We start from the raw sequence: 22,154 nt of genomic DNA, 5'->3' as shown, positions 1-22,154 counted from the left end.
TGCGCGTGCGGAAACTCCCACCGACGAGACACTGGAGACTCGAGTGACCACCAAAGCCCGTTCGGCGAAGGCCGCGGCCAAGAACACCAAGCAGGCCCGCCCGGTTGCCATCCTCGGCGGTAACCGCATCCCGTTCGCGCGGTCGGACGGCAAGTACGCCCACGCTTCCAACCAGGACATGTTCACCGCCACCCTGAACGGCCTGGTCTCCCGCTTCGGCCTGCAGGGCGAGCGCCTGGGCATGGTCGTCGGCGGCGCGGTGCTCAAGCGCGTCGGCGAACACGGCATGATCCGCGAGAGCGTGCTGGGCTCGACCCTGTCGCCGTACACCTCGGCCCACGACCTGCAGCTCGCCTGCGGCACCGGCCTGCAGTCCATCGTCACCGTCGCCGACGGCATCGCCCTGGGCCGCATCGAGAACGGTATCGGCGGCGGCACCGACACCACCTCCGACGCGCCGATCGGCGTCAGCGAGGGCATGCGCGAGTGGATGCTCGACGCCAACCGCGCCAAGAAGAACTCCGACTACGTGAAGCTGGTCGGCCGCCTGCGCCCGTCCATGGTCGGCATCGAGATCCCGCGCAACGCCGAGCCGCGCACCGGCCTGTCCATGGGTGACCACGCCGCGATCACCGCCAAGGAGTTCGGCATCTCCCGCGAGGCGCAGGACGAGCTGGCCTACCTGTCGCACAAGAACATGGCCGCCGCCTACGACCGCGGCTTCATGGACGACCTGATCACCCCCTTCCTGGGCCTGACCCGCGACGACAACCTGCGTCCGGGCTCCACCCTGGAGAAGCTCGCCACCCTGAAGCCGGTCTTCGGCACCAAGCTGGGCGACGCCACCATGACCGCCGGCAACTCCACCCCGCTCACCGACGGCGCGTCCGCGGTGCTGCTGGGCTCCGAGGAGTGGGCGGCCTCGCGCAACCTCTCCCCGCTGGCCTACCTGGTGGACTCCGAGGTCGCCGCGGTGGACTACATCCACGGCCCCGACGGCCTGCTCATGGCCCCCACCTACGCGGTGCCGCGCATGCTGGCCCGCAACGGCCTGACCCTGCAGGACTTCGACTACTACGAGATCCACGAGGCCTTCGCCTCCGTGGTGCTCGCCACCCTGCAGGCGTGGGAGTCGGACCAGTACTGCAAGGAGCGTCTGGGCCTGGACGGCGCGCTCGGCAAGATCGACCGCTCCAAGCTGAACGTGAACGGCTCCTCGCTCGCCGCGGGCCACCCGTTCGCCGCCACCGGCGGCCGCATCATCGCCCAGACCGCCAAGCAGCTGGCGGAGAAGGGTGGCGGCCGCGCGCTGGTCTCCATCTGCGCCGCGGGCGGCCAGGGCGTCGTCGCCATCGTCGAGCGCTAGCCGACACCGCGTCATCCCCGCGAAGGCGGTGCGGCCCGAGTCCTCGGATCGCACCGTCTTTCTCGTATCCGGGGCTATACGAACAGGTTTCGGGTGCGGTCGGCCAGGGCGGCGAGACCGCTGCCGTCGGTGGCGGATAGCGCGGCGGCCCCGGTCAGGATGCCCGCCACCGACCCGGCGGTCGCGCTGTTCGAGTCGGTGGCCCAGCCGCCCTGCACGGTCAGGGTGACGGTCCGGTCGAAATCGCCGTCGCCCCAGAGCAATCCGGCCGCGATGAGGCAGGCGTTGCCGATGGCGTGCACCCGGTTGTAGTGGCCGTGGCGGGCGTGGACGGCGGTCACCGCCCGCTCCCAGGTGTCGTCGCGAGCGTGGTCGGCAAGCACCTCGGCCAGGGCCACGGCGAGGCGGGAACGGGCCGGGACGACGGCCGCGGCGGTGGTCAGCGCCGAGGCCGGGACCTGGTCGGTGAAGGCGGCGGCGATCAGGGCGGCCGACCACATGGCGGCCCATAAACCGTTGCCCGTGTGGGAGATCGAGGCGTCACGGGCGGCCGCGTCGGCAGCCCGGCGGGGGTGACCGGGGTGGGTGTAGCCGTGGATGTCGGCGCGGGCGAGGGCGCCGACCCACTCCCGGTACGGGTTTCGGTAGGTGGCGGTGTCGGGAGGGGCGAAGCCGTCGATGAGATTGCGGTAGGCGACCCGCTCGGCGGTGTAGGTCCACAGGAAGGGCAGGCGCTCGAGCCATTCGGCCGCAACGTCGTCGGGGCTGAAGTCGAGGCCGCGGCGTTCCAGCAGGTGCAGGCCGAGCATCGCGTAGTCGACCTCGGTGGCGGCACGCGAGCGGGCGGTGTGGCGGCCGAGCCAGCCGCCGTGTAGGCGATCCAGCAGTTCCGATTCCGGCAGTGTTCCGGCCGAATCCTGTTCGCGCCCGGCTGGATTGCCGGGGTGCGGCGCGTCGGCCCACTCCGTGTACGGCCAGTCCGGGAGCCGGGGCGCGTGTTCGATCTTGTCCAGGAGTCGCCAGCAGGCCGCGGGAACCGGCCGGTCGGTGTTCGCCAGCTCGTGCACTTCTTCCTCGAAGTCGTCCACGGCATAACCGGATTCGGCGCGCTGACACCACTCGTAATACAGCAGGGCACGGGGGTCGGCCTCATGATGGCCGAACATGGCCGCCTCGATCGTCACCTCGATACCGCAGCGGTCACAGCACCGCGCGGGTGGCCGCGACCACCTCGGAGAGCAGCGGCAGCGATTCGTCACGCCGGGGCTCGCGCGCCCACCAGCGACCCTCGTGGGTGTGCCGCCCGAATCCGGTGGGCAGGATGACATTACTGCGGTGCGGGCCGATGTCGACGCTGTTGCGCTCCAGCAACTCCAGCAGGTCGTCGGCGGGGTAGCCGTCGAAGACCGCGAGGAAGGTGCGGCGCGGCGGCTTGTCGCGCACCAGCACCGGGCCGGGCGTGCCGCGCCCCACCATCTCGTGAAGGATCAAGCCCCCCAAGGATTCCGGGGTGTTCAACGCCGCGATCGAGTCGTTGAGCGGTAGCACCACGAAGCCGGGGGTGGTCACGTGCACGTAGGGGAGACCGAAAAGGGAGCGGTACACACGCGCCCACTCCTGCGGGGTCGTCAGCTCGTCCAACCGCACAATCCACCCCTCGTTCGGGCCCTGCTCCAACGACGGCGATGTCGATCGTCGGCGACAGCCGACAATTTCAGTGAAAACCCGTACCCCCCATCGCACCACCGCTTTGGGTGAATCGTTCGCAAACTGTGGAGAACTTGCGACCGTATCTATTTGCCCTCCGCTCCGCTACGGGCGGGTTCGCGGCCCCGAGGTCTCGATTCTTCCCTCCTCCGCTCCTCCGCTTCGCTCCCCCGCTCCAAGGCGGAGGCCTATCGAGCCGCAGTCCAGAATCGAGACGGCCGCGAACGCCGAGTTCAGGCTCGACGGACGGTTCGCGGTTCAGGCTCGACGGACGGTTCACGGGGTACTGTCGGGGACAGAGAGGCGTTCCTACCAGGAGGTTCGTCATGCCCTGCGATTTGATGCTGATCGCCTACGACGGCTCCGAGAACGCCCGGCGGGCCGTCGAATACGCGGGACGGTTCCTGGCCGCGAATCGGGCCGTGGTGCTGACGGCGTGGGAGCCGATGGTGCGACAGGCCGCGCGGCTGTCGGGGTTGTCCGGGGTGATGCAGCCGGAGTGGATGACCGACGACGAAATAGAGGACATCGCGCTCGTGGACGCCCGGAATATCAATGCCGAAGGTGTGCGGCTGGCCAAACTGGCCGGTCTCAATGCTGAGGCGCGCACCGTGGAGTGCAGCACCACCATCTGGACCGCCATCGTCGAGACCGCCGACGAGCTGGATGTGGACATCATCGTGGCGGGCACCCGCGGGGCGACCGGCATCCGCGCCCTCATGCACTCCAGCGTCGCCGACGCCGTGCTCAAGCACTGCCACCGGCCGGTGCTGATGGTGCCGCCGGGCCGCGAACCCGACCGGAAAACCGCCGGTCGGTGAGGCTCCGGCCCTGGTCGGCGCCCCACTCGCGGGCCGGATCGCACCGCTTGCGGGAAAGATGCTGGGCCGCACGGTGATCCGTCTCACCACGCCGACGGCGGGGTGAGAGATGCGTCGCTCCCGGGGGTTGGGCGCGCGGGCGCGGGGCTATCGTCGATCCATCATGGACGGATTTCTGCTCGCGACCCCGGACGGTGTGCTGCGTACTTCCGGCACCCGGGCCGCGTTCGACTCGGCGGCGGCCGCGAGCACGGCGCTGCGGTCCGGCGCGGCCGAGCTGATCGTGGGCGCACTGCCGTTCGATCCGCGCGGGCGGGCCGCGCTGACCGCCCCCGAGCAGGCCCTCCACACCGCCGGTCCGTGGCGGCCCGCCGCCCTGCCGGAGCTGCCCGAGGTACGGGTCGTCGCCGAAATACCGAGTGCCGCAGACCATGTCGCGCGGGTCGCCAAACTGGTCGAGCAACTGGCCGATCCCGCGGAGCCGCTGCGCAAGGTGGTGGCCGCCCGCGCGCTGCGGGTGGCGGCGGCGGCGGCGCTGGAACCCGAGGTGATCGCGGCCCACCTGGTCACCAGGCATCCGCGCGCCGCCGTCTACGCCGTCGACCTGACCGCCGCCGGACGACCGGGCGACACCCTGCTCGGCGCGACCCCGGAAACCCTGGTGTCGCGACACGGCCGCGCCGTCACCCTGCGACCGCTGGCGGGCACCCTGCCCCGGCTCGCCGACCCGGCCGCCGACGCCGAGCAAGCCCGGGATTTGCTGGCCAGCACCAAGAATCGGGACGAGCACGCCTACGTGATCGACTGGATCCGGGAACTGCTGGCCCCCGTGTGCTCCGAGCTATCCATTCCCGACGCCCCCGAACTGCTATCCACCCCCGAGGTCTGGCACCTGGCCACCCCCATCCGCGGCGTGCTGCGCGACCCGGCCACGACCGCCCTGGACCTGGCCGTGCTGCTGCACCCCACGCCCGCGGTCTGCGGCACCCCCACCGACTTGGCGCTGGACGCCATCACCGCGCTCGAGGGCGACCGCGGTTTCTACGGCGGCGCGGTCGGCTGGTGCGACGCCGCCGGCGATGGCGACTGGTTCGTGGCGATCCGCTGCGCCGAGCTCGCCGCCGACGCCCGCACCCTGCACGCTTCCGCCGGCGGCGGCATCGTCGCGGCCTCCGACCCGGTCGCCGAACTCCACGAGACCACCGCCAAACTCCGCACCTTCCTGGGCGGACTCAGCTGCGCGATTCCGGAGTAGCCGGGCTGCGCGATTCCGGAGTAACCGAGCGTCGCGAATCCCGGCGCGCAAAACCTGCTAGGTTGGCCGGGTTACGCATGCGTCCGATGTTGGGAGTACCGCGATGAAGTTTGCCGTTCCTGGTGCAGCGAGTGCTGTCGGTGGGGCCCTCGTCGGCCTGGCGGCGGTCCTGGTCATCACAATGGCGGCCTCGCAGGACAAGCGGCCCGATATCGACCGCAGCGGTGACGCCTCGTCGTCGCTGCTGAACAACGTTGAGTACGGCTCGCGCTGACCGGACGACCTCCGAACCAGACCACACCGAAGACTCACAGTCCGCGACCGGTCCGGACGAGGACCGGTCGCCGACTACCGCGCCGCTGGGCCGCCGCTGGCTGCTCGGCAGCGTCATCGCAGCATTCCTGCTGACCTTCCTGCAGGCCCCCGGGCAAACCGTCGCCGACACCAAGTACGACCTGGCGCAGAATCCGCTCGGCTTCCTGTCCCGCGCCTCGCATCTGTGGAGTAGCCAGGCCCCGATGGGCCAGGTGCAGAACCAGGCGTACGGCTACTTCTTCCCGCACGGTGCGTTCTTCTCGCTCGGGCACGTGCTCGGACTGCCCGCGTGGGCGACCCAGCGCATCTGGTGGGCGCTGCTGCTGCTCGCCGGATTCTGGGGCATCGTCCGGCTCTGCGAGACCCTCGGCATCGGCAGCCGCGGTTCGCGGGTGATCGCCGCGGTCGCGTTCGCGCTGTCGCCGCGCGTGCTGACCACCCTCGGCTCCATCTCCTCGGAGACGCTGCCGATGATGCTGGCCCCGTGGGTGCTGCTGGCCCCGGCCGCGCTGGGGGTGGCGATGCGGCGGGACGGGAACTCCGAACCACCGAAGCGCGGGATGGCGACGCCGGCGGGCAGTGCGCTCGCGCTCGCCCTGATGGGTTCGGTCAACGCGGTGGCCACGGCGGCGGCCTTCCTGCCCGCGGCCCTGTGGTGGTTGTCGTACCGGCCGAATCGGATGTGGTGGCGGTTCACCCGCGCCTGGATCCCGCTGCTGGCGCTGGGCACCTTCTGGTGGGTCGTGCCACTGTTGTTGCTGGGCAAGGTGAGTCCGCCGTTCCTGGACTACATCGAGTCCTCGGGCGTGACCACGCAGTGGGCCTCGCTCGGCGAGGTGCTGCGCGGCACCGACAGCTGGACGCCGTTCGTGTCGCCGGAGCGCATCGCGGGCGCGGTGCTGGTCACCCAGCCCGCGGCGGTGCTGGCCACGGGGCTGCTGGCGGCGGCGGGCATGGCGGGTCTGGCCATGCGGGCCATGCCGAATCGCGGTCGGCTGGTGCTGATCCTGATCGTCGGCCTCACCGGCATCTGCGCGGGCTACGCGGGCGCGCTGGGCGGGCCGTTCGCCGAACAGGTGCGCCTGTTCCTGGACTCCGGCGGCGCGCCCCTGCGGAACGTGCACAAGCTGGAACCGCTGATCCGACTACCGCTGGTGCTCGGGCTGGCGCACCTGCTGGCCCGGGTCCCGCTGCCCGCTTCCGTGCCGATGCCGGTGTGGCGCAGGGCGTTCGCGCACCCGGAACGCGATCGCATGGTGGCGGTGGGCGCGCTCATCCTGACCGCGCTGGCCCTGTCCACCTCGCTGGCCTGGACCGGCAAGCTCGCACCGCGCGGCAGCTACGACGAGGTCCCGGCCTACTGGCGGCAGACGGCGGGCTGGCTGGCGCACAACGCCTCCGACACCCGCGCGCTGATCGTGCCGGGCGCGCCGTTCGCCTCCCAGGTGTGGGGTCTGACCCGCGACGAGCCGATGCAGGCGCTGGCGAGCACCCCGTGGGCGGTACGCGACGCGGTGCCGCTCAACCCACCGGGCGCGATCCGCGCCATGGATTCGGTGCAGCGGCTCATCGCCGACGGACGGCCGTCGGCGGGCCTGGCGGCCACGCTGGCCGGACAGGGCATCGGAGTCCTGGTGCTGCGCAACGACCTCGACCCGGAGACCTCGCGCTCGACCCGGCCGATGCTGGCGCACCGCGCCATCGAAGGGTCGCCGGGGATCCGGAAGGTCACCGAATTCGGGGATCCCATCGAGACCGGCAAGGTCGAGGGCCTGGTCTCGGACGGGGATCTGCGGCCCGGCTACCCGGCCGTCGAGATCTACCGCGTCGAGGTACCCGCGCCCGGCACGCCCACCGGCGTGCGCAGCGGCGCGGGCGCGCCGGATTCGTTCCCGGGCGCGTTCACCGTTCCGCTGGCGAATCTCCCTGTCGTGCAGGGCGGACCGGAAGTCGTGGAACGATTGCGGCGCAATCCGGCCGTGCCCGCCGGACCGGTCCTGCTGTCCGCCGACGCGAACACCGCCGGACTGCCGCAGCACGGCGTCACCATCACCGACACCCCGATGGACCGCGAAGCCGACTTCGGGCGCGTCGACAACCACAACTCGGCGCTGCGCGCGCCCGGCGACGCCCGCCGCACCCACAATCTGGTCCCCGACTATCCGGTGCCCGGCGCACCGCTGGTGGAGGGCGAATGGTCCGGCGCGACCGTCACCGCCTCCAGCGCCGCGGGCGACGCCACCCAGCTGGGCGGGGCCGCGCCCGGCAGCTCCACCGCCGCCGTGGTGGACGGCGACCCGGCCACCGCGTGGATCAGCAACGGTGCCGAACACGCTGTCGGCCAATGGCTTCGGCTGGACCTGGACAAGCCGGTGAGTTCGGCGGTGCTGCGGCTGACCACCAGCCCGGCCGCCATCGGCAGTCCGATCAAGTGGGTCGAGGTCGAGACCGCCAAGGGCACCGTCGCGGGCCGGATCACCGAACCCGGTGCACCCGTGTCGATCTCGCTGCCGCCGGGCCGCACCGACTGGATCAAGATCACCGCCGTGCACACCGAGGATGGCAGCGCCGGTGGACAGTTCGGGATCGCCGAACTGAGTCTGGACGACTACGCCGACCGCGAGAACCCGGTCACCGTCGACATCCGGCATCGCACCGTGCTCCCGCCCGCCCCCGCCGGCGCCACCGTCGCGGGCTGGGACCTGGGACAGGAATTCCCCGGCCGCAGCGCCTGTTTCGACTCCCCCGACCGGATCCGCTGCAGCAAGGGCCTGGCGCTGGCCGCCGAGGAACCGAGCCTGTTCGAGCGCACCCTCCAGGTTCCGGAACCCGTCACCGTGGCCCCGGACCTGATCGTGCACACCCGCCCCGGCCCCGCCCTGGAGGCCCTGCTCACCGATCCGGACCGGCCCATCGCCCGCGGCCGGGCCGATGTCGCGGACCCGCGCGGCTCCGCGCTCGCCGCCACCGACGGCGACCCGCTCACCAGCTGGACCGCGCCCGAGACCACGGTGCGCAATCCGGCCGGGCCCAAACCCACGCTCACCATCGAACTTCCGGCCCCCACCCTGGTGACCGGGCTGACCGTGACGCCCTCGCGCGGCGATCTCCCCGCGCACCCGACCGCCGTCACCGTGAACCTGGGCGACGGCCCCCAGGTGCGGGAAGTGAAGCCGGACTCCGGCGCCACCACCCGCCTGGAGCTGTACCCGACCGTCACCAGCCGCATCGAGATCTCGGTGCAGAGCTGGGACGGCGTACTGGACCGCACCGCACTGGGTTTCGCGCAGGAACAGCCGCCGGGCCTGGCCGAGGTGACCGTGCTCGGCCCGGACTATCCCGCATCCGCCGATCCGAATCGGCCCATCACCATCGACTGCGCGCACGGGCCCACCATCGTGGCCGCCGGTCGCACCCTGCACACCACCGTCACCGGGACCGCGGCCGAATTGCGTTCCGGCGCACCGCTGCCCGCCACCGTGTGCGGGGTCGACGACAACGGCGGCGGCGCGTCGGAGGACCACTCCTTCGAATTCCCCTCCGGGCGCGTGGATGTCGCGGTCGCGCCGACCGACCTGTTCACCGTCGACGAGCTGCGCCTCGACCGGACCCCTCCCCTGCCCGCCGCGACGGAGACGCCCGAGGCGACCGGCACCCAGGTGCTGGTACTGCCGCTGTCCACGAATGTCGGCTGGCGGGCCACGACGGCCGACGGCACCGCGCTGGAACCCGTGGTGATCAACGGCTGGCAGCAGGCGTGGCTGGTGCCGGCCGGCACGCACGGCCCGATCACCGTCTCCTTCCCCACCGACCGCTGGTACCGGGCGGCCATCTTCGGCGGCCTGCTGCTGCTGATTCCCTTGCTGGCGCTGGCCTTCCGAGGCGCGCGGTCGCCGGTCCGCGCGGACGGCCCGCCGCCGCGCGCCTGGCGCAGCCGGACCCTCGCCGGGCTCGGCCTGGCCGCCGGGGCCGGTCTGATCGCGGGCCCGGTCGCGCTGGTGCTCACCGTGTTCGGTTTGATCGGCGACCATCTGCGGCCGCGCGGCTGGTCGCGCATCCTGGTCGCGCTCGCGGGCGGCGGCACCGCCGTGTGCGCGGCCGCGCTGTCCACCGGGCCGTGGCGGTCGTTCGAGGGCTATGTCGGCGGTTCGCTCTGGGTGCAGTTCCCGGCGCTGGTCGCGATCATCGCGGTCGGGATCGCGGCCCTGCCGCCGCGCCGCTGAATCGCCCTGCCGCTCAGCCGAAGCGGCGGCGCGTCCACTTCCGGACCGGCTCCTCGACGAGGGCGAAGCTGGCGGCGGCCAGGGGCAGCGTGAAGACGACGGTCAAGACGTAGACGGCCACGAAATGCCCGCGGAACGGCACCACGCCGAACACCGGGAACACGATCGACAGCACCGCGAGGTGCCAGATGAAGATGCCGTAGGACCAGCGGCCGAGGGTGGCCGCGACCCGGCACTCCAGCAATCGGTGCGGCAGGTCCGGCCGCAGCACCAGCGGGGCGATCAGCCCGAAGCCGACGATCGCGCCGAGCGCCATCTTGGCGGCGTACTGCCAGGGCTGCCCGTGCACCAGTCCGCGCGGCCCGGCCAGGTCGGTGGTCGCCAGGACCATGGCCGCCACGGCGAGCGGCCACATCAACCAGCGGTTGCCCGCCACCCGCCGCCAGGTCGGCGCGGGCTGGTCGGCGAGTTCGGCGAGCAGCATGCCGACCGCGAACCAGGGCAGGTAGCCGGGCAGCCAGTTGTCGGAGTGGATGCCGTCGGGGGTGGGGACGGGCAGGAAGTTCCAGCCGAGACCGATCAGGGCGAGGCCGAGCACCACCGGCACCCGCAGTCGCGCCCGTTGCCCGCGCAACCACACCAGCGCGAACGCCAGCAGCGGCAGCACCAGATAGAAGGCGACCTCCACCGAGAGACTCCACATCTGGGTGAGCCCGTCGGTCAGCGTGAACGGCACGAACACCTGCAGCAGGCCGAGATTCGACAGCCAGACCCGCAGTCCGGCGGTGTGCGCGGCGCTCGGCAGCAGGATCAGCACCGCGCACACGACCACCCAGTAGGCGGGCAGGATGCGGGCCGCGCGGTGCAGCAGATAACGTCCGGCGCTCGGTGCCACCCCGTGCCCGCGAGCCGCCGCGGCGTGCGGCCGCCACAGCAGGAATCCGGACAGCGCGAAGAACACCGCGACCGCGAGATCGAAGCGCTCCCACACCCGGCCGAGTACCGGCTGTCCGGTGGCGCCGGTCTGGAAGGCGACGTGGGTGAGCACGACCCCCAGGGCGGCGAGCGCGCGCATGCCCTCGAGTGCGGGAACGAAGCGGCCCGGACGGACCTGCGCCGGGTCCAGGTCGGGCGTCTCCGCGGTGGTGAGGGTGGTCGTCGTCATCGGGTCCCAGTGTGCCTTGCGGGTGATCCGCGGATCATCCGGCTTTTGACTTGGGGGCGTTTCGGGGTGTTTTCCTGCCTCGGCCGCACTCAGGGACCGCTCGGACTGTTAGTGTCTGGGCTCACGAGTGCTGCGCGGCGACCGCAGTACTGGAAGAAACACGCGTTCGACGACGAGGAGAACCTGCATGGCACTCAGTGCCGGTACCAGAAAGACGGTTGCCTGCGTACTCGTGGGGCTCGGCGCGATGCTGCTCGTCGCCGCCATCATGATCCCCACCTACACGGTCAGCCGCCTCGCGAAGACGCCGTTGGATCTGGAGATCACGACCGTCGCGACCAACCCGCAGACCGGGGCGCCCAGTGAGGTGCTGGACTCGAAGTCGCTGACTTCGACGACCGGCTCGGCGAAGGTGGACCAGAACGTCCCGCTCGTCTCGCAGCGCTTCCTCACCGTCGAAAACCCGTCCGACGCTTCGGAAATGACCATTCAGGCCGGTCAGACCCTGCGCCGCACGGACAAGCAGGGCGACACCGGCCTGCTGACCGCGAGCATCGACCGCGTCACCGTGGACCGCAAGACCGGTGAGCCGGTCGAGTCGGTGGACGGCGGCCCGAACGGCGCGATCGCCGTCACGGTCGACAAGAAGGGCGAGTCGGTCATGGACCCGGTGCAGCACACCGGTCTGCAGTACCGCTTCCCGATCGGCACCGAGAAGAAGACGTACCCGTACTTCGACCTCAACACGCGTAAGTCGTACGACATCAACTATGTCGACGAGGCCGAGATCAACAGCCTGAAGACCTACCACTTCCAGATGACGGCGCCGGTCACCGACCTGTCCACCGTCGCGAACTCGCCGACCAACAAGCTGACCCTGCCCGCCGCCAAGTGGGGCGTGGAAGGCGACGGCGACGTCACCATGGCGCGCTTCTACACCAACGTCCGCGACCTGTGGGTCGAGCCGGACACCGGCACCGTCATCAAGGGCCAGGAGCAGATTCACCTGTTCTACGCCCGCACCGGCGACAAGCCCGAGGTGACCGCGCTCAAGTCGACCCTGGTGTTCGACGAGAACACCATCGAGTCGCAGATCTCGGTGGCCAAGGAGAACATCGACAAGCTGTCGCTCTACGGCCGCACCCTGCCGATCATCCTGGGCGTCGTCGGCCTGCTCTTCCTGATCGCCGGCATCGTGCTCGGCCTGCTCGGCAAGGGCGGCCAGACCCCGGTCCGCCGTTTCCCCGCCCCCGCGGGCGGCCCCGGCCCCGGCTCGTTCGATCCGCCGACCCAGCAGATCGACATGAACAAGCGCCCCTAGCGGCACCCGTTCAGCGAGCGGCCCAGCATCTTTCGAGATGCTGGGCCGCTGTCGTTCGGGGGCACGGGCCGAGGGCCGAGGCCCGCGGCGCGAGCGGGTTCGCGGCCCAGCCGGGGTGGCGGAACGGTCGCCGCCGGGCGGATGGGAGCATTGCGGGCGTGTCTGTTGTACGCCGTCTGCCCGTGGTCAAGGACCTGACCTTGGTGACGGCGGGGGCGATGACCGCGAATGTCGCGGGGTATCTGCTGCAATTGCTCGCCAGCCGCTGGCTGGGGGTCACGGGATACAGCTCCTTCGCGAGCCTGCTGGCGATCCAGGTGCTGTGCGCGGTGCCCGCGCTGGCCTTGCAGAACGTGGTGGCGCGCGAAGTGGTGCGCGGCGCGCCCATGACGGCCGTGCGCATACTCGCGCTGCGCTGCGCCGCACTGGTCGCGGCGGCCGCGGTCGTGCTGGTGCCGATCGTCGCCCTCGTATTGAAGGTGAGTGTCGTGGCCGCCGCGGGCGCACTCTGCTCCGCTCCCCTGCTGGTCCTGCTCGCGGGCGAACAAGGGATTCTCCAGGGTGGCAGCCGATTCCGGCCGCTGGCCTGGGTGCTGGGCGGCGCGGCGATCCTGCGGGTGACTCCGGCTCTGATCGCGCTCGCGGTCGGCGGCGGGCCCGCGCCCGCGCTGTGGGCGGGCGCAGCTGGAGCCGCGACCGCTGCCGTCGCGGCGCGGCGGGTGGCCGACACCGTCACCGTTCCCGTCGGCGAACGCGCCCGTGATCTGGCGCTCGGGGTGGTGCCGGTCTTCCGGGCCGCGCAGGTGCAGGCGGCGTTGATGGCGTTGTCGTCGGCCGATCTGCTCATCTCGCGAATCGTGCTCAGCGAGAACGATGCCGGGCGGTACGCGCTGGGTGCGATCGCGGCCAAGATCGCGTTCTGGCTGCCGCAGGCCGTCGGCGTGGTGCTGTATCCGCAGATGGCGCAGCCCAAGCACTCCGCGCGGGCGATGCGGTCCGCGCTGGCGGTGCTGATGGGGATCGGCGCGGTCACGGTGCTCGGCGCCGCGCTGGCCGCCCCGCTCGCCCCCTTGTTCGCGGGACGCGACTACGCGCCGATCCAAGGACTGCTGTGGCTGTTCGCGCTCGACGGCGCCCTGCTGGCGGTTCTGCAAGCGGTGCTGTTGTCGGCGATCGCGGCGGACCGCACCGCGCCCGCGGCGATCACCTGGATCGGGCTGGGCGCCGGAGTGACGGTCATGCTCACCTGCGCCCACTCGGTGCTCACCCTGATCCTCATCGCCACGGTCACCGCGGCCGTCACCACCCTGGTCCTGACAGCGGTCACCCTGCGCACGGCCCGCGACGACGCCGAGACCCCTTCGCGGGTCCCCGATCTCGGGCCGACCGGAACGTAGGGTGCCGGTGTGAACGCGGTGGGCGGAGAACGGCGGTGGCGCGGGCTGATCCCGGCCGGGTACAGCCTGCTGCTGTCCGTGATCGTCCTGGGCCCGCTGCTCGGCCCCGGCTACCTGCTCCTGCGCGACGCCGTCAGCACCCCTCGCTCGTATCTCACCGACTCCGCGCTCGGACTCGGCGACGCCGCACCCCGCGCGGTACCGCAGGACGCGCTGATCGCCACCCTGTCCGCGGTCGTCGACGGTGGACTGATCGTCAAAGCGATTCTCCTGTCGGCCCTCTGGTTGTCCGGCTGGGGCGCGGCCGTCCTGGCCCGCGACCTGTTGCGGGTCTCGCTGGGCCCGCAACTGGTCGCGACGACCGTCGCCATCTGGAATCCGTACGTGGCCGAGCGGCTGCTCCAAGGGCATTGGAGCCTGCTCACCGGTTACGCCGCATTGCCCTGGATCGCCCTGCTCGCCTGGCGGTTACGCGCGGGCTCGGACCCGGCGCAACCCATCGCGGGCATCACGTCACCCCACCCGCGACGCCTGAGCTCCGTGGGTGTGTGGGCCGGGTTGGCGGGCTGCCTGGCCGCGGCGGGGCTAACGCCCACCGGATCCCTGCTCGCCGGTGCGTTGACGCTCTTGCTGGTGGGTCGCCGGAATCTGGCCGGTGCGGTGGCGCTCTGGATCATCTCCGCCGCCCCGTGGCTCACCGCGACCGCGCTCTCCGGCGCCGCCGCGGAGCCCTCCGATCCGGCGGGCGTCGCGGCCTTCGCGGCCCGCGCGGAACCCTGGCTCGGCACCCTGGGCAGCCTCGCCGGATTGGGCGGCATCTGGAACGGCACGGCTGTTCCAGGCTCACGCACGACCTTTTTCGCCCTGGTCGGGACTCTGCTGCTGCTCGCCCTGGTGGCGACCGGCGTGCGCGCGGTGGTGAGTCGAACCCCGGAAGAGGCTGCGGCTGTGCCGAATACCGGGACCGACCACGGACTCGTCGTTCGTCGCCGACTGGTGTGGTCGGGGCTCGCGGCGATCGTGTTGCCCGCGCTCGGGGCGACCGGGTGGGGGCTGTCGGCGGGCGAGTTCCTGGTGCGTGAGGTGCCGGGGACCGGGCTGCTGCGGGATACCCAGAAGTACGTGGCGCTGGCGGTTCCGGCGTACGCGTTGTGCGCGGCGGCGGGGTGCCTGGTGGTGGGGCGCTGGATCGCCCGCATGGTCGCGGACGAGGCGAGCGACCCGTACGGGCGGGCCCGAACCGGTGGGGCCGCAGTGCTTTTCCTCGCGATCCTGTTCCTGGCACTGCCGGATATGGCGTGGGGCGTCGGCGGCGCGTTGCGGCCGGTGCACTATCCGGACGGGTGGCGAAAGGTGGCGGCCGAAGTGGGCGCGCCCGGTGATGTCGCGGTGTTGCCGGGCGGGATGTTCCGCAAGTTCCGGTACTCCGGGAGCACACCTGTGCTGGATCCCGCGCCGCGTATGTTGCCGCGAGATGTGTTGCAGACCGGGGAACTTCCGGTGCGCGGCGGCAGTGTGGCCGGTGAGGGCGCGCGGGCCCGCACGGTGGAGAGTCTGCTGCTGCACGGTGGGTCCGTACGCGAGCTGGCGGGCCTCGGCGTCGGATGGGTGCTGGTCGAGGGTGGTACGCCCGGTCCGGTCGGTGACTCGAAAACCGTTCTCGCTCAGCTGACTCCGGTCTACGCGGATCGAGATGTGCAGCTGTACAAGGTGCCCGGCGAGATCGCCACCCACGTGGCTTCCGCGAGCAGCCGCCGGATCGCCGGGGCCGCGCACCTGCTGTGGGCCGCGCTGCTGGCCAGCGGATTCCTCACCGCCGCAGTCCTTTCGGTACGGCGCGGGTCAGTCCTTCGGGAAGCCGAGCGCGAATCCCGCACCGATCACGACAACGCTGATTAGCGCGATGACGACGATGATCCACATGCCTCGATGCTAGGAATCATCCCGGCGTCGCGCCGGGACTTCGGCGAATCAGACGCGCGCGGGCGCGATCAGCCCGCTCACCCGCTCGCCGCGGGTCACGGCCGAGAGCACCTCGTAGACGCCGTTTCCGGTTTGCTCCCAGGAGAATTCACGCGCCCGCGCCCGCGCCTTCTCCCCCAGCACGGTGCGGGCCTCGCTATCGCGGAGCAGCTCCCCGACGGCCGCGGTGAGCTGGGCGGAGTCGTCGACCAGTAGCCCGGTGACGCCGTCCACGACCGAATCGGTGAGGCCACGCGAACTCCGGTACCCGACGGTCGGCACCCCGTGCTGGGCGGCTTCGATGACGGCCAGCCCCCAGCCCTCCTTGCGGGAGGGCAGCACGTGCACCCAGGCGCGGGCCAGCAGGCGATGCTTCTCGTCCTCGTCGACGTGCCCGTGGAAGGTGACCGCGTCGGCGATGCCGAGCTCGCGGGCGTGCGCGCGCAGATTCTCGTCCCACCAACCGCCGCCGACCACGTCCAGGTGCAGGCCGGGGATGCTGTCGCGCAGTCCGGCGACCGCGGCCATGGCGTCCTCGATCTGCTTGTGCGGCACCAGCCGCGAGAGCACCACGATGCTCGGATGCGGAGTGCGGGCGGATTCGTCACCGGCGGGCACGCATTCGGGGATGGGCTCCGCGCCATTGCGCACCACCGCGATCCGCGGCGCGTCCACGCCGAGCGCGGTGAGCTCTTCCGCGGACGGCAGCGACACCGTGAGGTACTGGTCGCCCCGGTGCACACGCGGCGAGAGCCGCGATTCGATCCACCACCCGATCCGGCCGACGAGCTTCCCGGCCACCGGCCACTGCTCCCGATGCCCGTGATGCACCAGCACCACGGTCGGCGCGGCCGTCACGGTGCGAGCGAAGAAGGGGATCCCGTTCTGGGTGTCGATGACCGCGTCGGGCCGCAGCCCTTTCAACGGTCCGAGTCCGGCCCGCCCGAGCGCGATGGCGGCCAGCGCCCGCGGGTACACGGTGAACCGCCCCCCGCCACGACTGATCTCGATCCCATTGACCGATTCCCGCCGCGCCGCCCCCGGATATCCGGCGGTCCGAAGCGTCACCTTCACGCCGCGCGCGGCCAGCTGCGCGCCGACCTGCTCCAGGTACCGCTCACTCCCGCCGCCCTGCGGATGCCCGGTGTCGCGCCAGCACAGCAGCAGCACTTCACGCACGGGCGATTCTCCAGGGGGGCACGGTCGGGGGACGGACAGACAATGGGCTCCACCATATAGCGAGCCGACCGGTCTCGGGCCAGCAGTGCCGATCCGACCTGCGATTGCCCGCGATTCTCCGCGTGAGAGACTTGCCGCCGTGCTTCGAGCTGAGCAGACCACTGTGCGCCGTCCGCGATTCGCCCGCCGGGCAACGCTGCGACGCTCGCTGCGGCTGCTGGGCAGCTTCCGGTTCGAGCAGACCGATCCCGCCGTGTTCTACGGCGGTGTGGCCACCGATACGGCCGAGCTGGTGTCGGACTTCTACCGGGATCTGACCGGGCAGTCGCTGCGCGGCACCGTGGTGCTGGACGTGGGCGGCGGGCCCGGCTATTTCGCGGACGAGTTCGGTCGCGCGGGCGCGCGCTATCTCCCGGTCGAGCCGGACCCCTCGGAAATGCACGCCGCCGGATTGCGGGTCGCGGGCGCGGTGCGCGGGTCGGGAATGGCCCTGCCGTTCCGCGACGACGCGGTGGAGGTGTGCGTCTCCTCGAATGTGGCCGAGCACGTGCCGCGGCCGTGGGTGATGGCGGCCGAGATGCTGCGGGTGACGAAACCCGGTGGCCTCATGGTGTTTTCGTACACGGTGTGGCACGGCCCGTTCGGCGGACACGAGACCGGGCCGTGGCATTACCTGGGCGGGGAGTACGCGGCCCGGCGGTATCGCCGCAAGCACGGGCGGGAGCCGAAGAACCGTTTCGGGCGTTCGCTGTTCGCGGTCAGCGCGGCCGAGGGCGTGCGCTGGGCCGCGGCGGCACCGGACGACATCGAGATCCTGGCGGTGTTCCCGCGCTACCACCCGCGCTGGGCATGGTGGGTCGTTCGGGTTCCCGTGCTGCGGGAGCTGCTGGTCAGCAACCTGGTGGTGGTGGCCGCCAAGCGGCCGCGCTAGCCCACCCGGGCGCGATTCAGCGGAGGGCGACGCCGCGCCGCCACAGCCGGCGGAAGCCGGTGCAGGGTTCGGGTTCGCCCCACGGTGACTCCTGGGTAGCCAATCCCACGGTTTCCATCGCGGTCAGGCCGACCTGACCGGCGAGGGCGTTCACGGCGGCAACCGCTTCAGCCGCGAGTAATGCGGCGGTGGCTTGCGCTGTGGTGAGGGTCCGGCCGGGTAGGAAGGACACCACCCATCCGCCCGCGCCGACGCTTTTCGCCTGATGCGGCGTGAGATCGCTGGTCATCAGCGCTCTGCCGACCACTTGCACCGCCATGACTCGGACTCCCCTGTGCGGTAACTGTTCATGTTACGTGCGAGCTATCCACGGTAGCTATAAAGCATGCTCGCTACGGCTGCCGAATGCAATAGTGCGTTCGGTGAAAACAGAACCGACAGGTCGGGATTCGATTGCCGAGGGTGCTGATGATTTGCCACGAGTATGCGGAAGTGCTTGCGTCCCTACATGTCCGGCGTAGCTCAGTCCGCCGGCATCAGAAGCCGCAGTGCCGGTTGCCCTTTCCGGACAGTCGGATAGGTCGCCTCCACGACCTCCACCCGCCACCCGGGCGGCAGCACCCGCTCCAATTGACCCGCCGCCCGCTGCATGGGGGTGCTGATCACCGGCGAGTCGGTATCGGACAACTCATCCACCAGGAAGTCATCGAGCCGCGTATCAGCCATACGGGGGATCTACCTTTCGAAGAGCTATGGAATAGCAACCGACCGAAGTGGTGGAGAAAGGTGTTCTGGTCCGAGCATAGGCCACCGCCGGGCAACCCCGATTTCAAACCGCGTATTGCCCCGGCGGTAACAAGGGTGCTTAGAAACCGAGGGGTCCAATTTCAAAGAAAATCCCGGCCAGCGGGACAATCGCCCACCGGGGCGCGGACAACCCGGGGCACAAAACTGTAACGTGTTCTCATGGAGTACCAGAGTCTGTTCATCGGTGGCCGCTGGACCGCGCCGGCCGGCCCCGACACCCTCACCATCGTCTCGCCCGCCACCCTGGAAACCGTCGGCAGCGTGCCCGTCGTCACCCGCGCCGACGTCGACGCGGCGGTCGCCGCCGCCCGCCGGGCCTTCGACAGCGGACCCTGGCCGTCCACCCCGCCCGAGGAACGCGCCGCCCTGCTGTCCCGCGTCGTCGCGCTGCTGGACCAGAAGGCCGGAGACCTCGCCAACGCGCTCTCCCTCGAGACCGGCGCGCCGCCGATGGCCGCCAGCACCCTCAACTACGTCTCCGGCCGCGCCACCCTCGACTACTACGCCGGGCTCGGCAAGTCCTTCCCCTGGACCGAGACCCGCACCGGCCTGTTCGGCACCTCCCGCGTCTCGCGGGAACCGGTCGGCGTGGTCGCCGCGGTCATCGCCTGGAACGTCCCCATCTTCCTGGCCATCAACAAACTCGCGCCCGCCCTGCTGGCCGGATGCAGCGTGGTCCTCAAGCCGGCGCCGCTGACCCCGCTGGCCGCCAACCTGCTGGCCGACATCTTCGTCGAGGCCGGCCTGCCCGAGGGCGTGCTCTCGGTGCTGCCCGCCGAGGCCGACGCCTCCGAATACCTGGTCTCCCACCCGGGTGTCGACAAGGTCACCTTCACCGGCAGCTCCGCGGTCGGCCGCAAGATCGCGAGCATCGCGGGCAGCCAGCTCAAGCGCTGTTCGCTGGAGCTGGGCGGCAAGTCGGCCGCGATCCTGTTGCCCGACATGGACATCGCCACCATGCCGCAGCTGGCCTTCTCCGGCCTGATGAACAGCGGTCAGGCCTGCGTGGCCCAGACCCGCATCCTCGCCCCGCGCGGCCGCTACGACGAGATCCTCGAGGCCCTCACCGCGGCCGTCGACCTCTTCCCGGTCGGCTTGCCCGACGACCCGGCCGCTCAGCTCGGCCCGCTCATCTCGAAGGCGCAGCGCGAACGCGTCGAGGGCTACATCGCCAAGGGCAAGGACGAGGGCGCGCGCCTGATCCGCGGCGGCGGCCGCCCGGACGGCCTGCCCGGCTGGTACGTCCAGCCCACCGTGTTCGCGGACGTGGACAACGCCATGACGATCGCCCGCGAGGAGATCTTCGGCCCGGTCCTGTCGGTCCTGCCCTACGACACCGAAGAGGAGGCCATCGCCATCGCCAACGACAGCGACTACGGCCTCGCCGGTTCGGTGTGGACCACCGACATCGAGCACGGCGCGACCGTCGCCGCGAAGGTCCGCACCGGCACCTACGCCATCAACTGGTACGCCTTCGACGCGTGCGCGCCCTTCGGCGGCTACAAGACCTCCGGCATCGGCCGCGAGAACGGCCCCGAGGGCCTGGACGCCTACTGCGAGACCAAGTCCCTGCTCATGCCCATGGGTTCCTGATCCCCTGAAACGAAACGGCTCGCCCGCACAATCCGTGCGGGCGAGCCGTTTTCGTCTATCGGGGGCGCGGGGGCCGAGCCCCGCGTATCCCTGACTGGGTTGTGGGGGCGGCAGCCCCCACAACCGGTCGTCAGGCCAAACGCTGCTTGAGCGCCTCGAACTCGTCGCGCAGGCCGGAAGGCAGCTTGTCGCCGATGAACTGGAACCACTCCTCGATCGAGGGCAGCTCGTTGCGCCACTCCTCGACGTTGACCGCGAGGGCCTCGTCGACGTCGGCGGCGGTCACGTCCAGGCCCTCGAGGTCGAGGTTCGCCGCGACCGGCACATTGCCGATCGGGGTGGCGGTGGCCTCGGAGCGGCCCTCGATGCGGCCGACGATCCACTCCAGCACGCGGGAGTTCTCGCCGAATCCGGGCCACAGGAAGCGGCCGTCGTCGCCACGACGGAACCAGTTGACGTAGAAGATCTTCGGCAGCGCCTGGGCGTCGGCGTTCTTGCCGAGGGTGATCCAGTGGTTCAGGTAGTCACCCACGTGGTAGCCCATGAACGGCAGCATGGCCATCGGGTCGCGACGGACGGTGCCGACCTTGCCCTCGGCGGCGGCGGTCTGCTCGGAGCCCACGGTCGAGCCCATGAACACGCCGTGCTGCCAGTCGAAGGACTCGGTCACCAGCGGGATGGTGGTCTTGCGGCGACCGCCGAACAGGATGGCCGAGATCGGCACGCCCTGCGGGTCGTCCCACTCGGGGGCCAGGGTCGGGCACTGCGACATCGGGGTGCAGTAGCGCGAGTTCGGGTGCGCGGCGAGGGTTTCCGACTCGCGCTCGTACCAGTCGTTGCCCTTCCAGTCGACGAGGTGGTCCGGAGTGCCCTCGAGGCCCTCCCACCACACGTCGTTGTCGTCGGTGAGGGCGACGTTGGTGTAGACGGTGTTGCCGGCCTCCATGGTGGCCATGGCGTTCGGGTTCGAGCTGCGGTTGGTGCCGGGGGCGACACCGAAGAAGCCGAACTCCGGGTTGACGGCATATAGTCGGCCGTCCGCGCCGAAGCGCATCCACGCGATGTCGTCACCGAGGGTCTCGGCGCGCCAGCCCGGGATGGTCGGCTGGATCATGGCGAGGTTGGTCTTGCCACAGGCCGACGGGAACGCCGCGGCGATGTAGTAGGCCTTGTTCTCGGGCGAGATCAGCTTGAGGATCAGCATGTGCTCGGCCAGCCAGCCCTCGTCGTGCGCCATGGCCGAGGCGATGCGCAGCGAGTAGCACTTCTTGCCCAGCAGCGCGTTGCCGCCGTAACCCGAACCGTAGGACCAGATCTCGCGGTCCTCGGGGAAGTGGGTGATGTACTTGGTGTCGTTGCACGGCCACGGCACGTCGGCCTGGCCCTCGGCGAGCGGGGCGCCGACGGAGTGCAGGGCCTTCACGAAGGGGCGGTCGGTGCCCAGCTTCTCGAGGGCGGCCTGGCCCGCGCGGGTCATCACGCGCATGGAGACCACGACGTACTCGGAGTCGGTGATCTCGACGCCCAGCTTGGGGTCGTCGGCGCCGAGCGGGCCCATGCAGAAGGGCACCACGTACATGGTGCGGCCCTTCATGGAGCCGCGGTACAGCTCGGTCATGGTGGCGCGCATCTCGGCCGGGTCGACCCAGTTGTTGGTCGGGCCGGCGTCGGCCTCGTTCTTGGAGCAGATGTAGGTGCGCGATTCGACGCGGGCCACATCGGACGGGTCGGAGAGCGCCAGGTACGAGTTGGGCTTCTTCGACTCGTTCAGCTTCTTGAAGGTGCCCGCGGCGACCAGCTGCTCGGAGAGACGGGCCGCTTCCTCTTCGGACCCATCCGACCAGACCACGCGGTCGGGCTGGGTGAGTTCTGCGACCTCCTGTACCCAGGCAAGCAGTTCCTTGTGCTCGGTGGGCGCGGTGCCATCGTGAAGACCAGGAATGGTCGCTGAGGTCATGAAAACTCTCCTGAGATGGGCGGCCCCGATGAGCATCGAGCCGAGGAGCGCGGCTCGCGACACCGAGTGCCACCAATTGCGGCAAGGCTCCCGTCGGTCCCGCACGCGCGCCCATACCGGCTGGACGCACGTACAGGAACTCGGCGGATGCCCTG

General features: G+C 70.8%; 17 protein-coding genes. 10 read left to right on the top strand and 7 right to left on the bottom strand.

The window, feature by feature from the left end; translation table 11 throughout:
- Positions 1–43 precede the first annotated feature (43 nt).
- Positions 44–1,366 carry an acetyl-CoA C-acetyltransferase gene (locus ABZ382_RS26860; RefSeq protein WP_357094168.1) on the top strand — a complete coding sequence of 441 codons (1,323 nt, stop codon included), beginning with the start codon at positions 44–46 and terminating at the stop codon, positions 1,364–1,366.
- 74 nt (positions 1,367–1,440) lie between these two features.
- Here ABZ382_RS26860 and ABZ382_RS26855 read toward each other — a convergent pair whose 3' ends face one another.
- Entirely contained in the window at positions 1,441–2,550 is a 1,110-nt protein-coding gene (locus tag ABZ382_RS26855) for an ADP-ribosylglycohydrolase family protein (RefSeq protein WP_357094166.1), read from the bottom strand.
- A gap of 16 nt (positions 2,551–2,566) precedes the next feature.
- Complete coding sequence (locus ABZ382_RS26850; RefSeq protein ID WP_357094163.1) at positions 2,567–3,007, bottom strand: hypothetical protein; 441 nt, start codon at positions 3,005–3,007, stop codon at positions 2,567–2,569.
- A gap of 392 nt (positions 3,008–3,399) precedes the next feature.
- Here ABZ382_RS26850 and ABZ382_RS26845 point away from each other — a divergent pair, with 392 nt between their 5' ends.
- The 4 genes from ABZ382_RS26845 (at position 3,400) to ABZ382_RS26830 (ending at position 9,687) form a co-directional block, all read left to right on the top strand.
- Positions 3,400–3,894, top strand: a complete 495-nt coding sequence (locus ABZ382_RS26845) for a universal stress protein (protein ID WP_357094160.1) — start codon at positions 3,400–3,402, stop codon at positions 3,892–3,894.
- A gap of 163 nt (positions 3,895–4,057) precedes the next feature.
- Positions 4,058–5,149 (top strand): isochorismate synthase, encoded by a 1,092-nt coding sequence (locus ABZ382_RS26840; protein WP_357094158.1) that lies wholly within the window; start codon positions 4,058–4,060, stop codon positions 5,147–5,149.
- A 103-nt stretch (positions 5,150–5,252) separates the two neighbouring features.
- On the top strand, positions 5,253–5,423 hold the full coding sequence (locus ABZ382_RS26835) for a DUF2613 domain-containing protein (RefSeq protein WP_071812209.1): 171 nt from the start codon (positions 5,253–5,255) through the stop codon (positions 5,421–5,423).
- 85 nt (positions 5,424–5,508) lie between these two features.
- Positions 5,509–9,687, top strand: a complete 4,179-nt coding sequence (locus ABZ382_RS26830) for an alpha-(1->3)-arabinofuranosyltransferase (RefSeq protein WP_357094654.1) — start codon at positions 5,509–5,511, stop codon at positions 9,685–9,687.
- Positions 9,688–9,700: 13 nt separating this feature from the next.
- On the opposite strand, the gene ABZ382_RS26825 is transcribed toward ABZ382_RS26830, so the two are convergent.
- A complete protein-coding gene (locus ABZ382_RS26825; RefSeq protein ID WP_357094651.1) occupies positions 9,701–10,762 on the bottom strand; it encodes an acyltransferase in 1,062 nt (353 codons plus the stop codon).
- A 277-nt stretch (positions 10,763–11,039) separates the two neighbouring features.
- Between ABZ382_RS26825 and ABZ382_RS26820 the strand changes: the two genes are divergently transcribed.
- The 3 genes from ABZ382_RS26820 to ABZ382_RS26810 all read left to right on the top strand — a co-directional run bounded on the left by ABZ382_RS26820 (position 11,040) and on the right by ABZ382_RS26810 (position 15,469).
- Complete coding sequence (locus ABZ382_RS26820; protein WP_357094155.1) at positions 11,040–12,173, top strand: DUF3068 domain-containing protein; 1,134 nt, start codon at positions 11,040–11,042, stop codon at positions 12,171–12,173.
- 218 nt (positions 12,174–12,391) lie between these two features.
- Complete coding sequence (locus tag ABZ382_RS26815) at positions 12,392–13,570, top strand: polysaccharide biosynthesis protein (RefSeq protein WP_357094648.1); 1,179 nt, start codon at positions 12,392–12,394, stop codon at positions 13,568–13,570.
- A gap of 9 nt (positions 13,571–13,579) precedes the next feature.
- Complete coding sequence (locus tag ABZ382_RS26810) at positions 13,580–15,469, top strand: hypothetical protein (protein ID WP_357094152.1); 1,890 nt, start codon at positions 13,580–13,582, stop codon at positions 15,467–15,469.
- Between the two features lie 72 nt (positions 15,470–15,541).
- Here the strand turns inward: ABZ382_RS26810 and ABZ382_RS26805 are convergent, their stop codons facing one another.
- Positions 15,542–16,711, bottom strand: coding sequence for a glycosyltransferase family 4 protein (locus ABZ382_RS26805; protein ID WP_357094150.1), 1,170 nt, complete (start codon positions 16,709–16,711; stop codon positions 15,542–15,544).
- 139 nt (positions 16,712–16,850) lie between these two features.
- Between ABZ382_RS26805 and ABZ382_RS26800 the strand changes: the two genes are divergently transcribed.
- The gene (locus ABZ382_RS26800; RefSeq protein ID WP_357094147.1) at positions 16,851–17,642 is read left to right on the top strand and encodes a class I SAM-dependent methyltransferase; all 792 of its coding nucleotides are present in this window, start codon (positions 16,851–16,853) and stop codon (positions 17,640–17,642) included.
- Between the two features lie 16 nt (positions 17,643–17,658).
- Here the strand turns inward: ABZ382_RS26800 and ABZ382_RS26795 are convergent, their stop codons facing one another.
- Positions 17,659–17,961 carry a hypothetical protein gene (locus ABZ382_RS26795; RefSeq protein WP_357094145.1) on the bottom strand — a complete coding sequence of 101 codons (303 nt, stop codon included), beginning with the start codon at positions 17,959–17,961 and terminating at the stop codon, positions 17,659–17,661.
- 203 nt (positions 17,962–18,164) lie between these two features.
- Positions 18,165–18,368 carry a hypothetical protein gene (locus tag ABZ382_RS26790; RefSeq protein ID WP_357094143.1) on the bottom strand — a complete coding sequence of 68 codons (204 nt, stop codon included), beginning with the start codon at positions 18,366–18,368 and terminating at the stop codon, positions 18,165–18,167.
- 240 nt (positions 18,369–18,608) lie between these two features.
- Between ABZ382_RS26790 and ABZ382_RS26785 the strand changes: the two genes are divergently transcribed.
- Positions 18,609–20,042 (top strand): aldehyde dehydrogenase, encoded by a 1,434-nt coding sequence (locus tag ABZ382_RS26785; RefSeq protein WP_357094140.1) that lies wholly within the window; start codon positions 18,609–18,611, stop codon positions 20,040–20,042.
- 130 nt (positions 20,043–20,172) lie between these two features.
- On the opposite strand, the gene ABZ382_RS26780 is transcribed toward ABZ382_RS26785, so the two are convergent.
- On the bottom strand, positions 20,173–21,999 hold the full coding sequence (locus tag ABZ382_RS26780) for a phosphoenolpyruvate carboxykinase (GTP) (protein ID WP_357094138.1): 1,827 nt from the start codon (positions 21,997–21,999) through the stop codon (positions 20,173–20,175).
- Between the last annotated feature and the right edge of the window lie 155 nt (positions 22,000–22,154).

The organism is Nocardia sp. NPDC005825 (assembly GCF_040630175.1).
Taxonomy (GTDB): Bacteria; Actinomycetota; Actinomycetes; order Mycobacteriales; family Mycobacteriaceae; genus Nocardia.
Note: the sequence above shows the minus strand (reverse complement) of the source record. Positions and strands in the feature narration are given on the sequence as shown.